This is a genomic window from Pseudomonas sp. A2, assembly GCF_023100865.1.
GTDB lineage: Bacteria > Pseudomonadota > Gammaproteobacteria > Pseudomonadales > Pseudomonadaceae > Aquipseudomonas > Aquipseudomonas asiatica.
Genome location: NZ_CP039127.1, coordinates 1,240,465 through 1,260,039, shown reverse-complemented (window position 1 = coordinate 1,260,039; position 19,575 = coordinate 1,240,465). Strand labels below are relative to the sequence as shown.

At 65.1% G+C, this 19,575-nt stretch carries 17 protein-coding genes; 7 read left to right on the top strand and 10 right to left on the bottom strand.

What is annotated here, in order from left to right:
• Positions 1-127: 127 nt before the first annotated feature.
• On the bottom strand, positions 128-1,504 hold the full coding sequence (gene ffh, locus E5221_RS05900) for a signal recognition particle protein (RefSeq protein WP_013971189.1): 1,377 nt from the start codon (positions 1,502-1,504) through the stop codon (positions 128-130).
• A 324-nt stretch (positions 1,505-1,828) separates the two neighbouring features.
• Between ffh and ccsA the strand changes: the two genes are divergently transcribed.
• From ccsA to E5221_RS05885, 3 genes are all read left to right on the top strand, one after another.
• The gene (gene ccsA, locus E5221_RS05895; protein WP_015269139.1) at positions 1,829-2,638 is read left to right on the top strand and encodes a cytochrome c biogenesis protein CcsA; all 810 of its coding nucleotides are present in this window, start codon (positions 1,829-1,831) and stop codon (positions 2,636-2,638) included.
• A gap of 9 nt (positions 2,639-2,647) precedes the next feature.
• Positions 2,648-3,853, top strand: a complete 1,206-nt coding sequence (locus E5221_RS05890; RefSeq protein WP_015269138.1) for a transporter associated domain-containing protein — start codon at positions 2,648-2,650, stop codon at positions 3,851-3,853.
• A gap of 275 nt (positions 3,854-4,128) precedes the next feature.
• Positions 4,129-5,430, top strand: coding sequence for an MFS transporter (locus E5221_RS05885; RefSeq protein WP_025337910.1), 1,302 nt, complete (start codon positions 4,129-4,131; stop codon positions 5,428-5,430).
• Positions 5,431-5,548: 118 nt separating this feature from the next.
• Here E5221_RS05885 and purT read toward each other — a convergent pair whose 3' ends face one another.
• The 5 genes from purT to E5221_RS05860 form a co-directional block, all read right to left on the bottom strand.
• Positions 5,549-6,730, bottom strand: a complete 1,182-nt coding sequence (gene purT / locus E5221_RS05880) for a formate-dependent phosphoribosylglycinamide formyltransferase (RefSeq protein WP_247846995.1) — start codon at positions 6,728-6,730, stop codon at positions 5,549-5,551.
• A 76-nt stretch (positions 6,731-6,806) separates the two neighbouring features.
• Positions 6,807-7,274, bottom strand: a complete 468-nt coding sequence (locus E5221_RS05875) for a VUT family protein (protein ID WP_039612787.1) — start codon at positions 7,272-7,274, stop codon at positions 6,807-6,809.
• Positions 7,275-7,473: 199 nt separating this feature from the next.
• The gene (locus tag E5221_RS05870; RefSeq protein ID WP_061303200.1) at positions 7,474-7,671 is read right to left on the bottom strand and encodes a DUF1289 domain-containing protein; all 198 of its coding nucleotides are present in this window, start codon (positions 7,669-7,671) and stop codon (positions 7,474-7,476) included.
• Complete coding sequence (locus E5221_RS05865) at positions 7,661-8,185, bottom strand: gamma carbonic anhydrase family protein (protein ID WP_015269134.1); 525 nt, start codon at positions 8,183-8,185, stop codon at positions 7,661-7,663. The genes E5221_RS05870 and E5221_RS05865 overlap by 11 nt, the downstream gene beginning before the upstream one ends.
• Before the next feature lie 44 nt (positions 8,186-8,229).
• Positions 8,230-8,829, bottom strand: a complete 600-nt coding sequence (locus E5221_RS05860; protein WP_003252125.1) for a CoA pyrophosphatase — start codon at positions 8,827-8,829, stop codon at positions 8,230-8,232.
• A gap of 124 nt (positions 8,830-8,953) precedes the next feature.
• On the opposite strand from E5221_RS05860, the gene E5221_RS05855 reads away from it, so the two are divergent.
• The 4 genes from E5221_RS05855 (at position 8,954) to E5221_RS05840 (ending at position 16,476) form a co-directional block, all read left to right on the top strand.
• Positions 8,954-9,505: an NUDIX hydrolase gene (locus tag E5221_RS05855; protein ID WP_039612785.1), complete on the top strand. Its 552-nt coding sequence runs from the start codon at positions 8,954-8,956 to the stop codon at positions 9,503-9,505.
• A gap of 22 nt (positions 9,506-9,527) precedes the next feature.
• Positions 9,528-10,082 carry a L,D-transpeptidase family protein gene (locus tag E5221_RS05850; protein WP_013971179.1) on the top strand — a complete coding sequence of 185 codons (555 nt, stop codon included), beginning with the start codon at positions 9,528-9,530 and terminating at the stop codon, positions 10,080-10,082.
• Between the two features lie 160 nt (positions 10,083-10,242).
• Positions 10,243-11,925, top strand: coding sequence for a ShlB/FhaC/HecB family hemolysin secretion/activation protein (locus tag E5221_RS05845; RefSeq protein WP_247846994.1), 1,683 nt, complete (start codon positions 10,243-10,245; stop codon positions 11,923-11,925).
• A gap of 27 nt (positions 11,926-11,952) precedes the next feature.
• On the top strand, positions 11,953-16,476 hold the full coding sequence (locus tag E5221_RS05840; protein ID WP_247846993.1) for a hemagglutinin repeat-containing protein: 4,524 nt from the start codon (positions 11,953-11,955) through the stop codon (positions 16,474-16,476).
• Positions 16,477-16,723: 247 nt separating this feature from the next.
• Here E5221_RS05840 and E5221_RS05835 read toward each other — a convergent pair whose 3' ends face one another.
• The 4 genes from E5221_RS05835 to E5221_RS05820 are packed head-to-tail and all read right to left on the bottom strand — an operon-like array spanning position 16,724 to position 19,507.
• Positions 16,724-17,383, bottom strand: coding sequence for a type II secretion system protein N (locus tag E5221_RS05835; RefSeq protein ID WP_247846991.1), 660 nt, complete (start codon positions 17,381-17,383; stop codon positions 16,724-16,726).
• Complete coding sequence (gspM, locus tag E5221_RS05830; protein WP_247846990.1) at positions 17,380-17,766, bottom strand: type II secretion system protein GspM; 387 nt, start codon at positions 17,764-17,766, stop codon at positions 17,380-17,382. Before gspM ends, E5221_RS05835 begins: the two co-directional genes overlap by 4 nt.
• Positions 17,763-18,839: a type II secretion system protein GspL gene (gene gspL, locus E5221_RS05825; protein WP_247846988.1), complete on the bottom strand. Its 1,077-nt coding sequence runs from the start codon at positions 18,837-18,839 to the stop codon at positions 17,763-17,765. Before gspL ends, gspM begins: the two co-directional genes overlap by 4 nt.
• Positions 18,836-19,507: a prepilin-type N-terminal cleavage/methylation domain-containing protein gene (locus E5221_RS05820; protein WP_082810542.1), complete on the bottom strand. Its 672-nt coding sequence runs from the start codon at positions 19,505-19,507 to the stop codon at positions 18,836-18,838. The genes gspL and E5221_RS05820 overlap by 4 nt, the downstream gene beginning before the upstream one ends.
• Positions 19,508-19,575 lie beyond the last annotated feature (68 nt).

Genomic DNA, 19,575 nt, shown 5'->3' with positions numbered 1-19,575 from the left:
TTTTTCGGCAAGGCCCTGCCCTGCCGTCCAGATCTGCCGGTTGAGCCGCGAAATCCGCGGCCATTGCCCCGCCACGGCGGGGGTTCTGGGCGCCTGCCGGACAAACGGCAGGCCCCCGGAATAGGGGTTACAGCTTCGGCATGCCGCCGCCCGGCAGCATCCCGCCAAGGCCGCGCATCATCTTGGCCATGCCGCCCTTGGCGGAGAATTTCTTCATCATCTTCTGCATTTGCTTGTGCTGCTTGATCAGGCGGCCGACGTCCTGCACCTGGGTGCCGGAACCGATGGCAATGCGGCGCTTGCGCGAGCCGCTGATCAGCTCCGGATCACGGCGCTCGGCCGGGGTCATGGAGTTGATGATTGCTTCCATCTGCTTGAACTGCTTCTCGGCGGCGCCCTGGGCGTTGCCCATCTGCGACAGGTTGACCCCACCGATGCTCGGCAGCTTGTCCATCAGGCCGCCGAGGCCGCCCATGTTCTTCATCTGCTGCAGCTGGTCACGGAAGTCTTCGAGGTCGAAGCCCTTGCCCTTCTTCAGCTTCTTGGCCAGCTTGTCGGCCTTGGCCTTGTCGATGTTCTGCTCGGCCTGCTCGATCAGGCTGAGCACATCACCCATGCCGAGGATGCGCGAGGCGACGCGGTCGGGGTGGAACGGTTCGAGGGCTTCGGTCTTCTCGCCCATACCGATGAACTTGATCGGCTTGCCGGTGATGGCACGCACCGACAGCGCGGCACCACCACGGGCGTCACCGTCGACCTTGGTCAGCACCACGCCGGTCAGCGGCAGCGCCTCGCCAAAGGCCTTGGCGGTGTTGGCGGCGTCCTGGCCGGTCATGGCGTCGACCACGAACAGGGTCTCGATCGGCTTGACCGCGGCATGCAACGCCTTGATCTCGTCCATCATGTCGGCGTCGATGTGCAGACGGCCGGCGGTGTCGACGATGACCACATCGATGAACTTCAGCTTGGCTTCGCGGATGGCCGCTTCAGCGATGGCCACCGGCTTCTGGCTGATGTCGGACGGGAAGAAGGTTACGCCGATGTCGTTGGCCAGGGTTTCCAGCTGTTTGATCGCCGCCGGGCGGTAGACGTCGGCGGACACCACCATCACGCTCTTTTTCTTGCGCTCCTTGAGGAAGCGCGCCAGCTTGCCGGCGGTGGTGGTCTTACCGGCGCCCTGCAGGCCGGCCATCAGCACCACGGCTGGCGGAGCGGCGTTCAGTGCGAGGTCTTCGTTGGCCGCGCCCATCAGGCTTTCCAGCTCGGCCTGGACGATCTTCACGAACGCCTGGCCCGGGGTCAGGCTGCGCGACACTTCGGTGCCGACTGCACGGTCCTTGACGCTGTTGACGAAATCCTTGACCACCGGCAGGGCAACGTCGGCCTCGAGCAGGGCCATGCGCACTTCGCGCAGCGTGTCCTTGATGTTGTCTTCGGTCAGCTTGGCCTTGCCGGTGACATGGCGCAGCGTCTGTGACAGGCGGTCGGTCAGGTTTTCGAACATGGTGATCCTTTCAGGCCCAGTAAAAGCCGAGGTTTGTCAGGCGCCCAGGGGGGAATGCATACCCGCCGGGCACAGCAAGGCGGCGATTATAGCGAAGTGCGGCGGCGGCGCACACCTTGCTGGCGGCCTGGTAGATATTCGGTGGCTGTGCCGGCCTCTTCGCGGGTGAACCCGCTCCCACAGGGCCTGCACCACATTCGAAACCGGCGCCGTACCTGTGGGAGCGGGTTCACCCGCGAATGCCGCACCGCAGTCTGCCAGTCTTCCTAGACCAGCGCGATCTATGCCAAACTCCGTCTCTTTAAGGCTCGCCAACCAGGACTTATGTTCTCCTCACCCAGCCTCATCCCCAACCTGATCGCCGCCGGCCTATATATAGCAGCGGCCATCTACCAGGGCTCTTACCTTGCCCAGAACCGCAAGGCCGACAAGCGCCTGCTTGCCCTGCTGGGTACCTTCGCGGTACTCGCCCAGGCCGGTGCGCTGTTCTTCCAGCTGATCACCCCGCTGGGCCTGAGCCTGGACTTCTTCAGTGCCGCCAGCCTGATCGCCGTGGCCGTCATCGCCCTGACCCTGCTGGCCTGCTTGCGCATACCCGTGGAAAACCTGCTGGTGCTGCTGTTCCCGCTGGGCGCGGTGACCGCGCTGCTGGCCCAGTTCGCGCCCCCCGGCACGGTGCCGCTGGTCAACGAAGAGCCGGGTATCCTCGCGCATATCCTGCTGTCGATCCTGGCCTATGGGCTGTTCACCATTGCGGTGTTCCAGGCCCTGCTGTTGCTGCTGCAAGACCGCCAACTGAAGAACAAGCACCCGTCCGGGCTGATCCGCAACTTCCCGCCGCTGCAAACCATGGAAAGCCTGCTGTTCGGCTTCCTCTGGGCTGGCTGGTGCCTGCTGTCGCTGTCGCTGATCTCCGGCTGGCTGTTCCTCGACAACCTGTTCGCCCAGCACCTGGTACACAAGACCCTGCTGGCCTGTATCGCCTGGGTGGTGTTCAGCGTGCTGCTGTGGGGCCGTACCCGCCTGGGCTGGCGTGGCCACAAGGCCATCCGCTGGACGCTGGCCGGTTTCTGCCTGCTGATGCTGGCCTATTTCGGCAGCAAGCTGGTTCGCGAATTCATCCTGCATATCTGACGGCCGCCCATGGATACCCTGCCGTACGCACCGCTATTCGGCACCCTGGCACTGGCCCTATTGTGGTCGGCGCTGTTCACCGCGGTGGACGCCGCCCGCCTGCAACTCAATGGCACGCTGCGCACCGGCGAGGACGGCCAGCCCGTGCTGCCGGCCCAGGCCCTGGTGCTGTGCGCCAGCCTGGGCAAGCTGCTGGTGCTGGGCCTGGCCTGCCTGCTCGGCCAGCGCCATAGCGGCGAGCACGGCTTCTGGCTGGCCGGGTTGGCCGCCACCCTCGTCCTGCTGGTATTTGCCGAATACCTGCCGCGGCGCCTGGCCCGGCGCAACCCGCAGGCGTTCGTCAGCCTCGGCACCAGCCTGCTGAAAGTACCCCTCGCCCTGCTGCAACCGCTAGCCTGCCTGCTGGATGGCATTGCCAAGCTGATCCTGCGTCCGTTCCGCGTGCAACCCACGGCCGTGGCCCTGCACCCGCAGGAAGCCGACGAATTCGACGAGGATGAGGAACACGAAGCACCGCGCCACGGTCTGCTCGACGGCCTGCAGTCACTGGACAAGATGACCGTCAACGACATCCTGGTACCGCGCAACGAAGTGGACGGCATCAGCCTCGACGAGCCGATCGAACGCATCATCGAGCAACTGATCGTCAGCCGGCACACCCGCCTGCCGGTGTACCACAGCGACATCAACCAGGTTGAAGCAATCCTCAATACCAAGCTGATCAGCCACCTGCTGCCCAAGGCCGAGCTGACCCTGGAGATGCTGCTCGGCGCCTGCTACGAGCCCTATTTCGTACCCGAGAGCACGCCCCTGCAAATGCAGCTGCTGAACTTCCACAAGCAGCAGCGCCGCCTGGGCGTGGTGGTGGACGAGTACGGCGAGGTGCTGGGCATCGTCACCCTGGAAGACATCCTCGAAGAGATCGTTGGCGAGTTCGAGGATGAACACAGCCTGGACAACCCCCACGTGCACCCACAGCCCGATGGCACTTTCGTCATTGACGGCACCGCTTCGCTGCGTGAAATCAACCGCAGTCTGGGCTGGCACCTGCCCTGCGACGGCGGGCCGAAAACCCTCAACGGGCTGGTCACCGAAGCGCTGGAAAGTATCCCGGAAAGCGCCGTTTGCCTGAAGATCGGCCGCTATCGCCTGGAAATCCTCGAAACAGAGGACAATTGTGCCAGCAAGGTACTGGTGTGGACCGTGACCCGATAGCTATACTCGGGTCACGCTTACCCAGCCCCGCCGTCCCGCCTGCTACCCGCACCCGGCGCTCCACGGCCAGTCCGCTCCACTGACACGCCCCGCGGTCCTGCTTCAACACCCCGAACAGTGCCCGCCCCCGCCCCTATCCCCCTTGGGCTATCGTCAGTCGGGCGCACACAACAACAAAACGCTCCGGCGCCCGCGCCACCGTGCCTGCCCTTTTGCATTGCACGCCGCGGGGCTTATCCCAATGGAGCCGGACCAGACTGTCAGGGACCTATTCAATGACAACCAGCAGCACCTATGCCGAAGCGCCTGCCGCGCCGGTCAACTCGCCCGCGCGGGTAGCCACCGCCAGCTTCATCGGCACCGCCATCGAGTTCTACGATTTCTACGTCTACGCCACTGCCGCCGCCCTGGTGATCGGCCCGGTGTTCTTCCCGTCCGGGTCAGGCACCGCGCAGATGCTGGCGGCCTTCCTCACCTTCGGTATCGCCTTCCTGGCGCGCCCGCTGGGTTCGGCACTGTTCGGCCACTTTGGCGACCGTATCGGCCGCAAGTCGACCCTGGTCGCCTCGCTGCTGCTGATGGGCGTGTCCACCACAGCCATCGGCGTGCTGCCGGGCTATGACAGCATTGGTGTATGGGCGCCGATCATCCTCTGCCTGCTGCGCTTTGGCCAAGGCCTGGGGCTGGGTGGCGAATGGGGTGGCGCGGCCTTGCTGGCCACCGAGAACGCGCCCGAAGGCAAGCGAGCCTGGTTCGGCATGTTCCCGCAGCTGGGCCCGTCGATCGGCTTTTTGGCCGCCAACGGCCTGTTCCTGACCCTGGCCCTGGTGCTCAGCGATGAGCAGTTCCGCGAGTGGGGCTGGCGCATTCCGTTCCTGCTCAGCGCCGCGCTGGTACTGGTGGGCCTGTATGTGCGCCTGAAGCTGGAAGAAAGCCCGGTATTCGCCAAGGCTGTCGCCCGCCATGAGCGGGTGAAAATGCCGGTGGTCGACCTGTTTTCCAGATACTGGCTGCCGACCCTGCTGGGCGCAGCGGCGATGGTGGTGTGCTACGCGCTGTTCTACATCTCCACGGTGTTCTCGCTGAGCTATGGCGTGACCACGCTGGGCTACAGCCGCGAGACGTTCCTTGGCCTGCTGTGTTTCGCGGTGGTGTTCATGGCCCTGGCCACACCACTGTCGGCCTGGCTCAGCGACCGCTACGGGCGCAAACCGGTGCTGATCGTCGGCGGCCTGCTGGCAGTGGCCTCGGGCTTTACCATGGAGCCGCTGCTGACTTCGGGGTCGACCGCAGGTGTGGCGCTGTTCCTGGCCATCGAACTGTTCCTGATGGGCGTGACTTTTGCGCCGATGGGGGCACTGCTGCCTGAACTGTTCCCGACCCACGTGCGTTATACCGGCGCTTCGGCGGCCTATAACCTGGGCGGCATCGTCGGCGCCTCGGCGGCACCGTTCTTTGCCCAGAAGCTGGTGAGCATGGGTGGGTTGAGCTGGGTGGGGGGTTATGTGTCGGTGGCGGCGGTGATCAGCTTGATTGCCGTGCTGTGCCTGAAAGAGACCCGCAATACCGAACTTTGAACAGTTGGGGGCGCCCTGCGCCCCATTCGCAGCACAAGGCTGCTCCTACAGGGGGATGCGTTGCCCTTGTAGGAGCAGCCTTGTGCTGCGAATGGGCTGCAACGCAGCCCCAATCGGATCAGAACTCGACCTTGACCGCCTGCGAAGCACGGGTCGCCTTGGCACGCGCCGCTTCGACCGAATCATCACGCGCCAGGCACACGCCCATGCGGCGGGTACCGTTGATTTCCGGCTTGCCGAACAGGCGAATGGCGGTATCCGGCTCGCTCAGCGCCGCACCCAGGTTGGCAAAGCTGGTCTGCTGCGACTGCCCCTCGGGCAAGATCACCGCCGAAGCAGAAGGGCCGAACTGGCGCACTACCGGAATCGGCAGGCCAAGAATGGCACGGGCATGCAGGGCAAACTGCGACAGGTCCTGGGAAATCAGGGTCACCAGGCCAGTGTCATGCGGGCGCGGCGAGACTTCGCTGAACCACACCTGGTCGCCCTTCACGAACAGTTCCACGCCAAACAGGCCACGACCACCCAGGGCATCGGTGACCGCCTTGGCCACCCGCTGCGACTCGGCCAGCGCCTTCGGGCTCATGGCCTGCGGCTGCCACGATTCCTGGTAGTCGCCCTTCTCCTGGCGGTGGCCGACAGGCTCGAGGAAGGTGGTGCCACCGACGTGGCGCACGGTCAGCAAGGTGATTTCGTATTCGAAGTCGATGAAGCCCTCGACGATGACCCGGCCTTTGCCGGCGCGGCCGCCTTCCTGGGCGTAGTCCCACGACTTCTGCAGGTCGGCATCGCTGCGCAGCAGGCTCTGGCCCTTGCCCGACGAGCTCATCACCGGCTTGACCACGCACGGGTAGCCGACATCGGCCACGGCCTTGGCGTAGTCTTCGTAGGTGTCGGCGAAGTGGTACGGCGAGGTTGGCAGGTCCAGCTCTTCGGCGGCCAGGCGGCGGATGCCTTCACGGTTCATGGTGAGCTGGGTGGCGCGGGCGGTCGGCACCACGTTGAAACCTTCGTTTTCCAGCTCGACCAAGGTGGCGGTGGCGATGGCTTCGATTTCAGGGACGATGTAGTGCGGCTTCTCGGCCTCGATCACTGCGCGCAGGGCCACGCCATCGAGCATGTTGACCACGTGGCTGCGGTGCGCCACCTGCATTGCCGGGGCATTGGCGTAGCGATCGACGGCGATCACTTCGACGCCCAGGCGCTGCAGCTCGATCACCACTTCCTTGCCCAGCTCGCCACAGCCGCAGAGCAGTACACGGGTCGCGGTGGGCGACAAAGGGGTTCCGATACGGGTCATTTCAGGTCCTCGAAGGCGTCCGGGGCCGCACCAGGCTTGGCGCCGCCCGCTGAAAAAGGACCGCTATTCTACACCATCAACCCGCCACGGCGGCCCGCCGGGCGCGAAATGCCATGGCCAGCCATACGGCGGTGACCCCGGCGAATTTCGAGGCCATGGCGGTGCCGATCACGGCTGGGGTCAGGGCACCGATCATGCCGAAGAAGATGAAGGTGTCCACCGGGATGCTCAGCGCCGAGCTCAGCCACAGGCGGTCGCGCAGCGGTCGGCGGGTGACGCTGAACACCAGCCAGTCGATCAGTTCGGAAATGAAGAAGGCGGTGGCGCTGGCCAGAGCGATGGCCGGTTCCGAGGTGACGTAGGACAGCACCAGCGCCGCCAGCATGGCGACCAGGGCGCCATGGCCGAAGCGGGTTTGCACCATGTCGCGCAGGATGAACACCAGGCCGCCCCAGGCGGACCAGATGATGTCCAGGTGTGGCGCGCTGGAGAAGGCGTAGTTGATCAGCACTACGCTGCTGATGTAGGCAATCAGATAGAACATGGCGGGTAGTCTGTGGGCAAGCCGCACAGATTACCGCTGGCTGGTTCGCGGGTAAACCCGCAGGCACCGACCTCAAGCCATGCACAGGACATGTAGGAGCAGCCTTGCGCTGCGAAGAGGCCATATCTGCAAACGATCACCTTTTGCCTTGCTGGCCTCTTCGCAGCACAAGGCTGCTCCTACAGGGGGGCGCGTCAGCCTACAGGATGAGGCCGGCCTCCACGGCCCTTTCATGGCAACGCTTGAGCACAGCCCGGCGCTCGTCGTTGTCCATCCGCCCCCAGCGGCTGATTTCCGCCACGGTTCGCTGGCAACCTGTGCAGATATCCTGCTCGTCCAGTGCACAGATACTCACGCACGGCGAGGCCACCGGTCGCTCCACTACATCACTCATCATCAACCACCAACTCCCGTGCATAACGCTGGGCATTGTGCACATAATGCGCGGCACTGGCCTCAAGCATGCGCTTCTGCTGTTCGGTCAGCTCGCGCACCACCTTGCCCGGCGAGCCCATCACCAGCGAACCGTCGGGGATCTCCTTGCCTTCTGCAATCAGCGCATTGGCGCCAATGATGCAATGCTTGCCGATGCGCGCGCCATTGAGGATGACCGCGTTTATACCGACCAGGCTGTAGTCGCCCACCGTGCAGCCATGCAGCATGGCGTTGTGGCCAACGGTCACGCCCTTGCCCAGGGTCAACGGCGAGCCCATGTCGGTGTGCATCACCGTGCCATCCTGCACGTTGCTGCCTTCGCCAATGTCGATCAGCTCGTTGTCCCCGCGCAGCACCGCGCCAAACCACACGCTGGCATCGGCCTGCAGGCGCACCTTGCCGATCAGCGTGGCGTTGGGTGCGGCCCAACTGGTGGGGTGGCTCTCGACCCGCAGGTCGCCCAGGCGGTATTTCATGCTTGCTCCTCAGGCTGCAACGCAGACGACGGGGTTGGCCCCGCTCAGTTTTCGATGTAACGCTCCGGGGGCTGGTGCAGGCTGATGCCGGCATCGAACAGCAGGTTGACCAGTTCGACGATCATGATCGCCGACAACCCCCAGATCTTGTATTCGCCATAGCGATAGCTGGGCACATACCAGCTGCGCCCCTGGTAATCGATACGGTGGGTATGGTCGCGCGGGTCCTGGCGGAAGAATTCCAGCGGCACGGTGAATACTGCCGCGATCTCGGCATCATTGGCACGGTATTCGACAAAATCGGGGATGAGCCCGACGAATGGCGTCACTTTCAGGCCGTGCAGCGAAATCAGCGGGCTGAGCGGGCCGATCACTTCCACCAGGCCTGGTGGCAGGCCGATTTCTTCTTCGGCTTCACGTAGCGCGGTGAACACCAGGTCCGGGTCTTCCGGGTCGCGGCGGCCACCGGGAAAAGCCACTTCGCCGCCGTGGGTGGACAGGCCCTTGGCGCGCAGGGTCAGGACCAGCTCGGGCGCTTCGCTGCGGGTAATGGGCAAGAGGACCGCCGCTTCGGGGAACCGCCGGTCGGTTTCCAGTGATGCGGGTTGGTGGTTGCTCATTCGGCGAAGTAGCTCGTCCAGCATTGCGCACGCTCATATCCAAGGCCTGCCTTGCATGATGCACCAAAGGCGCGAAGCACCCAAGCCCCGTGCGCTTGCGACGGCACGGCCGGCGCGCCAAGATAGCCCGGAGCAAAAGGAACGACACATGAAATTCTGCAGCGCGTGCGGCCAGCCGGTCACTCAGCGGATCCCCGAGGGCGACAGCCGCCTGCGGTATGTCTGCGAGGTTTGCCAGACCATCCACTACCAGAACCCCAACATCGTCGCCGGCGTGTTGCCGACCTGGGGCAGCCAGGTGTTGCTGTGCCGGCGCGCCATCGAGCCACGCCGCGGCTTCTGGACCCTGCCCGCCGGTTTCATGGAAAACGGCGAAACCCTGGACCAGGCCGCCCGTCGCGAAACCGTCGAGGAGGCCTGCGCCCGGGTCGGCAGCATGAGCCTGTACCAGCTGTTCGACCTGCCACACATCAACCAGGTGCACGTGTTCTTTCGCGCCGAGCTTGCGGACCTTGATTTCGCTGTCGGTGTCGAAAGCCTGGAGGTGCGGCTGTTCGAGGAACATGAGATTCCGTGGGGCGAGCTGGCTTTCCGCACCGTCACTCGCACACTAGAATGCTACTATCGCGATCGCATCGGGCAGCACTACCCCATAGGCCATGAATACCTGCCGCCGATGAACGTCTCGCCCACCACCTAGAAGCCTTCAGGGATACCGTTACATGCGCTGGTTGCTTGCCCTTTTCTGCCTTTGCGTTACCTCGGTGTCCCAGGCGGCCTTCACCGAGACCATCATCCGCAAGCCCCAGCCGGCAGTGCAAACCCCGTCGCCTTCGCAGCAGGCCATGCAACCGCTGATCGACAAGGTGCTGGTGATCAAGTCCGAGCGCCGTCTGCAACTGATCAGCCGTGGCGAACCGCTGAAGACCTACCGCATCTCGCTGGGCAAGCAGCCAAAGGGCGCCAAGGAGCGCGAAGGCGACAAGAAAACCCCCGAGGGCCTTTACTGGCTGGACTGGCGCAAGCAAAGCGACCGTTTCAACCTGGCCATACACATCAACTACCCGAACATCAACGACGCGGCCCGTGCCACTCGTGAAGGGGTGAGTGCCGGCAGCATGATCATGATCCATGGCACGCCGATCAACGACGAGTATCCGGAGTGGTACTTCCACACCCTGGACTGGACGGATGGGTGTATTGCCATGCGTAACCGCGACATGCAGGAAGTGTGGGACCTGGTGCGGGATGGCACGTTGATCGAAATTCGGCCCTGATAGCGGGCCTTTCAACTGATGCTGTAGGAAGCTTCCCACCATCAGGCAAGAACGCGCCCTACAAGCGCTTAGGCCGGGTACTGCATCCAGGCGAACCCCTTAATTTTTAGCATCCACGCAGACGAGTACGAAATCCGTACATCATTTGCGGGGTGCTTCAATGCCGTTCCACATTCATCGCGCCACCTGCTGGGCGCTCACCTGCTGCCTGTCAGGTTTGCTGGCCGCACCACAGGCGTTGGCCGACGACCCGGCCAGCCAGCAACTGCGCGATCAGCAGCGCGGGCTGCGACAGCTGGAACAGCAACAGCGCCTGGAACGCTGGCAGCGCCAGCCCGCCCCTGCCGAAAGCCACGACGCCACCGCCCCCCTCCCCCACGACCAGCACTGCTGGGCCATCACCGGCGTACGCGTGGCCGGCAACCGCGAGCTTTCCGACTCGGCGCTAACGCCAACCCTCCGCAGGTTCATTACCCCGTGCATGGGTATCGCGGAAATCAACGGGCTGCTGAAAGCCATCACCCAGCGCTATGTGCAAGCCGGATACCCGACCAGCCGGCCCTACCTGCAGCAACCTCCACAAGACGGCGCACCGCTGAACCTGGTCATCGTCGAGGGGTTCGTCGAGTCCATCGAAATGGCCGGCCCCGAGCTGCCCCTGTCCCTCCCCGGCGCCTTTCCCGGCCTGCTCGGGCAGCCACTGTTCCTGCCAGCCCTGGAGCAAGGCCTCGACCAGCTCAACCGGCTGCGCGCTTATGACCTGTCCGCAGAGTTGCTGCCCGGTGAACTGCAGGGCGGCACCCGGGTTGTCGTGCAGCCGCGCAAGGTGGCCTCGCGCGGGCACCTGGACAGCCGCTTCGACAACCGCGGCAGCGACCTGACCGGGCGTCATCGCCTGAACCTCGGCTTCGGCCTGGACAGCCCGCTGGGCCTCAATGATGACCTGCGCCTGTCACTGAACGGCACGGTGCTCGATGCGCCCGGGCAAAGCCAAGGCATCTCGCTGTACTACAGCATCCCCTACGGCGCCTGGACCTTCGCGCTCAGCGCCAGCGAGCTGCGCTACGAGGCGCCGCTCCCCCACAGCCGCCAGGTAGCCGACGGCAGCAGCAGCTACCAGGGCCTGAGCGTCGAGCGGGTGCTGTGGCGCAACCAGCAAGGCATGCTCAGCGCCAGCGCCCGGCTGGACCGCAAGCAGATGGTCAACCGCAGCGCGGGCGCGATGATCGTCCAGCAGAGCCCCACCCTGGTCTGCGTGGAAGCGGGTATCAACCTGCTGTGGCTCCAGGGCGGCCTGTGGAATGGCTACCTCGGTGTCGCCCAGGGCGTCGATGCCTTCGGCGCCGACCGTTCACCGCTGGGAGCGGAACGCCTGCGCCCGGATTTTCGCAAGTACCGCGCCAACCTGCTGCACCTGCGCCAAGGCCCGGCCAGCCACCCATGGCGCTGGCAGAGCGAGCTGGCTCTGCAATACAGCAGTGACCCGCTACCCGCCGTCGAGCAGTTGCTGGTCAGCGACGATTCGGCCGTGCGCGGGTTTCGCCTGCGTACCTACTCCGGTGCCAGCAGCGCCGTCTGGCGCAACACCGCCAGTCAGCCGCTGCCGGAGCGCTGGACGGCTCCCCTGCAGGTGCGCCCCTACATCGGCCTGGACCTGGGCTGGACCCGCACTGCCGAAGGCAAGCCTTCACAACGCCTTGCCGGGGCCACCGCCGGTGCGGAACTGAGCCTGCCCGGCAGCCACCTGCGCCTGGGTTACCAACGCGCGCTGTACGCCAGCGACCTACCCCGCCCGCTGCTGGAACCCGGCTTCTGGGTAGTGGAACTGGCCCTGACCATCTGAATCACCCACAACAAAGAGAACGAGAACATGCAAACACTCTCGCAGTCGTCTTCCCGCCCGGATATCTTGCGCTGGGCCATCTTCCTCGGCCTGCTCGGGCCCGGCGCCGCACTGGCCCAGGGCGGCCTGGCAGCAACCAGCGGCCCCGGCGGTACAGCGGTCATCAACGACGGCCACGGCGTCCCGGTCATCGATATTGTCGCGCCAAACGCCAACGGGCTGTCACACAACCAGTTCCTCGACTACAACGTCGACCGTTCAGGATTGGTGCTGAACAATGCCACCCAGGCCGGGCAGTCGGAACTGGCCGGTGCCCTGGCGGCCAACCCGCAATTCCAGGGCCAGGCCGCCTCGACCATCCTCAACGAGGTGGTCAGCCGCAACGCCTCGCTGATCGAAGGGCCGCAGGAAATCTTCGGCCGCCCGGCCGACTACATACTGGCCAACCCCAATGGCATCACCCTCAACGGCGGCAGTTTCATCAACACTACACGCGCCGGCTTCGTGGTGGGTACCCCCGAGTTCGAGGGCCAGCAACTGAAGTACCTCGACACGCTCAACGCCAGCGGTACCCTGCAAGTGCTCGAGGGCGGCCAGCGAAACCCCAACGGCGCCCTCGAGCTGATTGCCCCGCGCGTGGACAGCAAAGGGCTGCTGATGGCGCGCAACTCCATCGATATCACCGTGGGTCGCAACCGCATCGACAGCAGCAGCGGCGAAATTGTCGAGCACCTGCCCGGTACCCCTTCCAGCATCGATGCCAGCCTGTTCGGTGCCATGCGCGCCGGGCGCATTCGCGTGGTGAGCACCGCAGAAGGTGCTGGTGTGCGTGTGGGGGCATCGCAGCTGCTTGGCATCGACGGGGTCGACATCCAGTCGGCCGGCGCCCTGCAGGTCAGCGGCAAGGCCGACACCCCCGTCGAACTGCACAGCGAACAGGGCGATCTGCGGCTGACCGCTGCCGATGATCTGACACTTGAAACCGTCGATGGGCAGGCTCGGCGAATCGAGGCCAAGGCGGGCAAGAAGCTCACGCTGGATGCCACAACCCACGAGAACATCGAGCGCGACAGCGACAGCTGGAACAAGAAGTTCCTGTTCGTCACCCGCGAAACCTACAACCGCGAAACTACCACTACCCAGCAGCAGCAACAGGGCAGCCGCTTGCAAGGCAAGGACAGCGTGCTGCTGCAATCCGCTGACGACATGCGCCTGGTGGCTGCCAAGGTGGATTCTGGCAATGAGCTGACCCTCGACAGCGGCGCCAACCTGGCCATCGCTGCCGGCATCGACAGCCAGCACACCGAAGAGCAGGTTCGCCACCGCAAGGACTTGTGGCGCGGTGACAGTGATACCGACCAGTACAAGGAAACCGCACAAGGCAGTGCGCTCCAGGCCCAGCGCATGACGCTCAAGGCCAAGAATACTGTCGATGTGAAGGGGAGCAGCCTGCACAGCCGCGGCGACATGGCGATCGAAGCCAAGGAGGCAAACATCGCTACCACCGCCCTGCAGCAGCGCGGTACCCGGCGCGACTATCGCGGCGACCTGGTATCCGGCACCTTCTTTGGCGACCGCAAGGGTAACGACAGCAAAGGCCAGGCCGTTGCCGGCAGCAGTGTCACGGCGGATGGCAAGCTTACCGTGACAGCTGACCAGGTAGCCATCAAGGGCAGTACCGTGTTCGGCAAGGAGGACTCGGTGCTTTACAGCACAAAAGGTTCACTGGCCATCGAAGCCGACCATGGTCGCACCACCTCTACCGACCGTACCAGCGACAGCAAGCTGTTCGGCCTGATTGGCAGCGACCGCGAGAACACCGAGCGTACGCAACAGGTGCTTACCAGCGACGTCAGCTCGGCCACCAATCTGCGCCTGGCCAGCGCCGAGGAAATGCGCATCCAGGGCGCCAAGGTCGTAGCGGGCGAGCACCTGCAGGTAGAGGCCAAGGGCGACCTGCTGATTACCAGCGCGCAAGCGGTTGACGAGCGCGAAACCCGTAACCAGCAACGTGGTTTCACCGCCAGCGCCAAGCAGACCCAGGAGGCCGAGGATGGCAAGCCCGAGTCCCGCCAGTATTCGGCCGGCATTGCCTATGACGTCGCCACCAGCAGCAGCAGGCAGCGCACCACCAGCCAGGTCGCCAGTGAGCTCGGGGGAGCTTCGGTGAGCCTTGGCAGCGGGGCTCACCTGCAGGTCAACGGTTCCACTGTGAAGGCCGCCGCAGGCGACCTCGATGTGCAGGCCCAAAAGGTGACGCTGGGAGCAACCCGCAATGACCGCGACAAAACCACCAGCACCACCCGCAGTGGCGGCGGTTTGACGGTGACCGGCGGCATCGACCGGCTGGGCAGCTTGTTCGAAGGCCATCACAACCGCCAGGCGCAGACTGAACGCGACAGCAAGGCGCAACGCAGCACATTGCAGGCCAGCGGCGACCTGAAGCTCAAAGGCGATGAACTGGTCACCGAGGCCGCACGCGTCAAGGCTGGCAACACTCTGCAGGTAACTGCCAAACGCATCGACAACCGCGCGGTGCAGGATACCGAGGAACGTGAACAAAGCCGTGACGACTGGTCGGGCAGCCTCGGCGCCAGTGTCGAGTATCGCGACCTTACCCGCCCCATCGAACGCCTGGTGCTGGGCGAAGAAGCCGCACGCTTCCAGCAAGCCTCCCCCGAAGACGCCATGGCGCCGCCCAGCGTTGGCGCCGACATGACCGTGGACCACCTCAAGCGCCTGGAAAACCAGCGCCGCGGCTTTGCCCAGGTGAGCGAGTTGTCCGGGGCCAAGGTTGAAGTCAAGGCCGACAACATCACCGACCAGGGTACCGCCTGGCGCGCCAACGCCGGCAAGCTGCAGATCGAGGCCCGACAACACCAGATGCAGGAGGCCGAGAACACCCAGGAAAATACCGTGCAACGCCTGGCCTACGGCGGCGATGTGCGCCTGGACACCAGCACCGGCGAAGACCTCAATGTACGCGCCGCCGGCAAAGGCGGCTCGCTGGACAAAAAGGACAGCACCAGCAACGCCGTACCCGGCAGCCTGTATGGGCAACAGGGCATCCAGGTGCAACTGGGCAGCTCAGGGCATTATGAAGGGACGCGCATCGATGGCGGGGAAGGCAGCGTGGTCATGAGCAGTGCCGGTTCGCTGACATTGCCCCAGGCAACCGACCAGGTCGAACAGCAGTCACGCCAGCTCGACGGCAATGCCTGGGCCAAGGTCGGCAACCGCCCGGGCAGCACCGGCGTCGATGGCCGGGGCTACCTCGACCATGGCCAGAACCAGAGCACACAGCGCAAGGCCCAGGTGGCGCAGATCGACGCCAAGGGCCAGGTACAACTGAGCAGTGGCGGCGACCTGTTGCTCGAAGGCACCCGCATTGGCAGCCGTGAGGCCAAGACCGGCGACATTCAACTGCAAAGCGGCGGTCGGCTGCAGGTCAAGGCGGCCAGCGACACCCAGAACGCTACCGGCGCCAAGATGGGCGGCGGCGTGGAGCTGGCGGTCAAGGCTGGCGACACCAAGGGCGGTGCCATCGGAGGCCACTTCAGCCACGGCAAGCAGGACGAAGAGGCACGCCAGGCGGTGAATGCCCTGTTCGCAAGCAACGGCACAGTGACCCTGGGCAGCAGCGCCCGCGAGAATGTCGCCCTGCACCTTGAGGGCCTGCAGGCCTCGGCCGAACAGATAACCCTCGACGCATCGAATGGCGGCATGCTGGTGGAAGCGTCCTCCAGCCAGGAGCGACGTGACAACCTCGACATCACCGCCGGCGCCGGCTTCGACATGGCCAAGGGCGCGCTCGACACCCGCGGCCTGCATGGCCGCCTCAAGGTGGAGCTCGACAAGCGCGACAACCTCACCTGGAATGCCAGCGACCTGCGCGCCGAGCGCATCGACTTGCAAAGCCGCGGCGATACCCGCCTCGAAGGCGCCACCGTGGAAGCTGGGCATATCAAGGGAATGATCGATGGCGACCTGCGTATCGCCAGCCGCAAGGACAGCGTCGATACCCTGAGCGTTAAAGGCGATGCCCGCCTGAGCCAGGAGAAAAACCCGCGGGGCTACGTCAACGCGGCCACTTCGATGGCAGGGCCGCTGGGGAGCAAGGTGAATGAAAAAGCTGGCTCCGCCCTGAGCAAGGCAGACCCGGGGCTGTCGCCCACTTTCAGCCTCGACGTGTCGCACGCGCAGCGCGACAGCGTAGGCCAGCAGGCCACGCTCAAAGGTAGCGACGGCATCGACCTGCAGGTTGGTGGCAACGCTCAGCTGGTGGGGGCACGCTTGCAGTCGGCCAAAGGCGATGTGGTACTCGACGCCAACTCGGTTAGCCGGGAAACACTGAGCGGTAACGACTATCGCCGGGATGTGTCGATCGATGCGTCCAACTCGCCAGTGGACCTGGGCACCGCGGTGGCCGAAATGGCCAAGGGCAAGGGCGCGGCGGATGGGGAAAATGCACTGGACCTGGGGTTGTTGAGGACCAGCGGGCACAATCGCAGTGAGCAGTGGGCTTCGAGTGTGCAGGGCAAGAAAAACTGAGGCAGGCGCCGCGCTGGAGGGCACGGGCTTCGCCCGTGTTCGCGGGTAAACCCGCTCTCATGGAACTCATTGGTTCAGTGAGTTTTTGTAGGAGCAGCCTTGTGCTGCGAAGAGGTTGGTACTGACAAAGCCTGATTATTGCTCGTACCGGCCTCTTCGCAGCACAAGGCTGCTCCTACAAAGGACGGGTCAGAGTCGATTGGATAAGTTGTAGGAACCGAGCCAGTTTGCCGGCGACAACATCTGTCTACCAGCGCAAATCCCGCTGCCCTGCCAGCGCCTGCGGTCCAAGCCACTGCACCCCACGCAGCAAAGGCGTCAGCGCCGCCTCCGGCTGCAACTCGACCACCACCTGCGCCCGGCGCGCGGGCAGGTCAGCATCCACGGCCAACTGATGCTGCCCCTGCTGCGCCAACTGCCCGCGCAGGTGCCAGCCGCTGCGGCAGTCCATTTCCAGCCAGCCCTGCCCCAGGCCCAGTGACCAAGGCTCGCTCAGGGCAAGGTCGGTTACCGTCATGCGGCCTTCGCTGGCACGGCATTGCCGCCCTGCCCCCTGCACCCGCAACGTGCCCTGCCACTGGCCGGCCAAACGGTAATCCGTCGCCACCGTCGCCTGGGCCCCCATGGCCGTCGCCTCCAACCGCCAGCGCCATGGCCAGCCTTCGACGCGCAACTGCCAGGCCTGGCCCTGAAAGCCCAGCTGTGCATCCGCCTGCAAGCGCCAGGGCTGCACCGCCCAACGCAATGGCCCGACCGGCCCCAGTTGCTGCGCCTGGCCTTGCCACAGGCTGCCGCTGACATCGCGCGCTGGCAGGCCTATCCCGCGCACCACCCAGCTGGCCGGCAGTTCCACCAGCAATGTCACGGTGAATACCAACAGCCCCCACGCCACACTTCTTCGGCTCATGGTCGCACCACCAGGTCGAAGCGCAATCTCTTTTCATGCTGTTCCAGCCCCCACTGCAATGGCTGTACGCCTTCTGCACGCAGGGTCTGCAACCAGCCTTGCAGCACTCGCTCGTCGGCCACCTGCCCGCGCAGTTGCCAGGTCTTGCCCTGCGCATCGACCTCGGCCAGTTCGATCTGCCGCGCCTGGGCCGACTGGCGTAGCCGCTCCAGGCTCAACCCCGGGCCGCCTTGAAGGCTGGCGGCCTGTTCGGCCAGCCCGCGCCACTGGCTGAGCTCGCGCCATTGCGCAAGGCCTGCGCGCAGGGCCAGGAAAGCCAGCAAAACAGCAATCAGTAGCCAGGCGAACTTCAAACGATGACGCTGTATCCAGTCCCGGTTCATGAGGCTGCTCCCAGGTCGAACACCACTTGGCCGTCCTGCACCTGGACAGAGGCCCCGGCGGCTGTCGCCATGTCGCTCAATGGCGGCGCACCGCCCTCGCCTTCCAGCCGCAAGTGCCAGCGCTGGCCATCGAAGCGCACCGCTTGCAGGCGCCAGCCGGGATGGTCACGCAGCCAGGCCTGCAACGCAGCCTGCAGGTCTTCGAGCTGGCGCGTGCGCAGCTGCTGTTGCAATTCACTTTCGCGCAGGCGTTTGAGGGCCTGCGCGGCGTGCCGGGGGCTGGCCTGCTCACCGGTCACGGCGATGACCTGGCTGCGCCAGAGTTGCGCCTGGGCCCACTGCTTGCTCAACCACAGCCCGCCCCAGACGGCAGCCAGTACCAGGCAGGCCGCAAGCAACCGTTGCTGCGGCCGGGACACCACCGGCAGCGAACGCACCTTGCGGGTACGCTCGAACAGGCCGGGCAATGAATCGAGCGGTGCCAGCGTACTGGGCCAGTCGCCGCTCAGCGAAACCTTTTGCAGCTCCGCCCACGGTTGCCGTGGCACCTCGCCCAGTGCATCCGGCCAGGCCAGCCAGTGCTCCTGCCCGCCTTCGGCCAGCCCTTTGTACAAATACATGCCGGGTGTGCGCTGCCATTGCCAGGCACGTCCCGCCTCGGGCGGCGGCAGCAGCTGTAGTTCTGCCCAGCAACGTGCCACCTGCAAGCCCCATTCGGCGCACTGCCCGCGCCAGTCGTCCAGTTGCTGACGGGCCACTACCAGCAACCGAAGGTGGCCTGGCTCGCGAGCCAGGCAGGCACATGTCACTTCGTCGACGGCCTGCAGCAAACGGTCTTCGAGCAACAGCGGCCATTCTTCACGCTTGAGCCCGGGCGGTGCCGGCACGCGGAAGTAGCTGCAGGTCTCGGCAGGCAGGATCAACGCCACACGGGCTTGCAGGTTCGCCGGAGGCTCGCCCTGCCCATGGCGTTGCACAAGGCCGCCCTCGGCCAGCGCCCAGTGCCAGACAACGCCCGGTCGCAGCAACAGCCACGACTGGGCCGGGCTGCGCCGCCGCCATTCAAACTTCATGAGCGCCCCCAAGGGAGGGCGAAAGTGCAGACATAGGGTGCTCCGTCACGCTGCAGTTCCAGACGCACGCCACGGCCGGGGTGCGCAGGTTGGTCGGAAGGCCAGGCCAGCCAGCGGCCGCCCTGGTAATAAAGAACATTCATGGCGCTGACCCGGTCGAGCCGCTCGCGCTGGACCCAGCGTGGGGCGGCGGCGGCATAGAGATCGGCCGAGCTTTCCAGCAGCAGGCGCTGCTCACGCGCCTCGAAGCGCAGGCGCTGGCGCTGCAGGCGCGAGCCGCCTTCGGCTTCCGGCATGCCAGTGATGGCGACCCAGAGCAACTGGTTGCTTGCCGGTTGCCAGTCCAGCCAGCGGCTGGCCAAGGGCAGGCGCTGGTCGTAGACACGGCGCATTACCGGGCTGTCGAAGCGACGCTCCAGGGCCAGGCAGAAATCCAATACCGAGGTTTCCTGGTTGGTGACCTGCAGGCGTTCGCGAACCTTGAGCCAGCCGTTGACCAGGGCGGCGAGCATGATGCCGAGCACGGCGGTAAGTGCCAGGGCTACCATCAGCTCGATCAGGGTAAGGCCGGCCTGGCGGTGCCTCGTGGGTAGACATCTGCGCGGGGGGTTGAACTGGGCATCTGTGGGAGCGGGTTCACCCGCGAACACCGGCGAAGCCGGTGCCATGTACCGCGGTGCCTGCTTCGCGGGTAAACCCGCTCCTACAGGGACCGCGCACGCTTCACGATCTCTGT

Excerpts from the sequence above, each read along its gene's own strand:
- E5221_RS05855 (WP_039612785.1), top strand. The coding sequence starts at position 8,954 with ATGAAATTCTGCAGCGCGTGCGGCCAGCCGGTCACTCAGCGGATCCCC.
- gspL (WP_247846988.1), bottom strand. The coding sequence starts at position 18,839 with ATGAAGTTTGAATGGCGGCGGCGCAGCCCGGCCCAGTCGTGGCTGTTG.
- E5221_RS05820 (WP_082810542.1), bottom strand. The coding sequence starts at position 19,507 with ATGGCACCGGCTTCGCCGGTGTTCGCGGGTGAACCCGCTCCCACAGAT.
- E5221_RS05845 (WP_247846994.1), top strand. The coding sequence starts at position 10,243 with ATGCCGTTCCACATTCATCGCGCCACCTGCTGGGCGCTCACCTGCTGC.
- gspM (WP_247846990.1), bottom strand. The coding sequence starts at position 17,766 with ATGAACCGGGACTGGATACAGCGTCATCGTTTGAAGTTCGCCTGGCTA.
- E5221_RS05840 (WP_247846993.1), top strand. The coding sequence starts at position 11,953 with ATGCAAACACTCTCGCAGTCGTCTTCCCGCCCGGATATCTTGCGCTGG.
- E5221_RS05890 (WP_015269138.1), top strand. The coding sequence starts at position 2,648 with ATGGATACCCTGCCGTACGCACCGCTATTCGGCACCCTGGCACTGGCC.
- E5221_RS05850 (WP_013971179.1), top strand. The coding sequence starts at position 9,528 with ATGCGCTGGTTGCTTGCCCTTTTCTGCCTTTGCGTTACCTCGGTGTCC.
- ccsA (WP_015269139.1), top strand. The coding sequence starts at position 1,829 with ATGTTCTCCTCACCCAGCCTCATCCCCAACCTGATCGCCGCCGGCCTA.
- E5221_RS05885 (WP_025337910.1), top strand. The coding sequence starts at position 4,129 with ATGACAACCAGCAGCACCTATGCCGAAGCGCCTGCCGCGCCGGTCAAC.
- E5221_RS05865 (WP_015269134.1), bottom strand. The coding sequence starts at position 8,185 with ATGAAATACCGCCTGGGCGACCTGCGGGTCGAGAGCCACCCCACCAGT.
- E5221_RS05860 (WP_003252125.1), bottom strand. The coding sequence starts at position 8,829 with ATGCTGGACGAGCTACTTCGCCGAATGAGCAACCACCAACCCGCATCA.
- ffh (WP_013971189.1), bottom strand. The coding sequence starts at position 1,504 with ATGTTCGAAAACCTGACCGACCGCCTGTCACAGACGCTGCGCCATGTC.
- E5221_RS05875 (WP_039612787.1), bottom strand. The coding sequence starts at position 7,274 with ATGTTCTATCTGATTGCCTACATCAGCAGCGTAGTGCTGATCAACTAC.
- E5221_RS05870 (WP_061303200.1), bottom strand. The coding sequence starts at position 7,671 with ATGATGAGTGATGTAGTGGAGCGACCGGTGGCCTCGCCGTGCGTGAGT.
- E5221_RS05835 (WP_247846991.1), bottom strand. The coding sequence starts at position 17,383 with ATGAGCCGAAGAAGTGTGGCGTGGGGGCTGTTGGTATTCACCGTGACA.
- purT (WP_247846995.1), bottom strand. The coding sequence starts at position 6,730 with ATGACCCGTATCGGAACCCCTTTGTCGCCCACCGCGACCCGTGTACTG.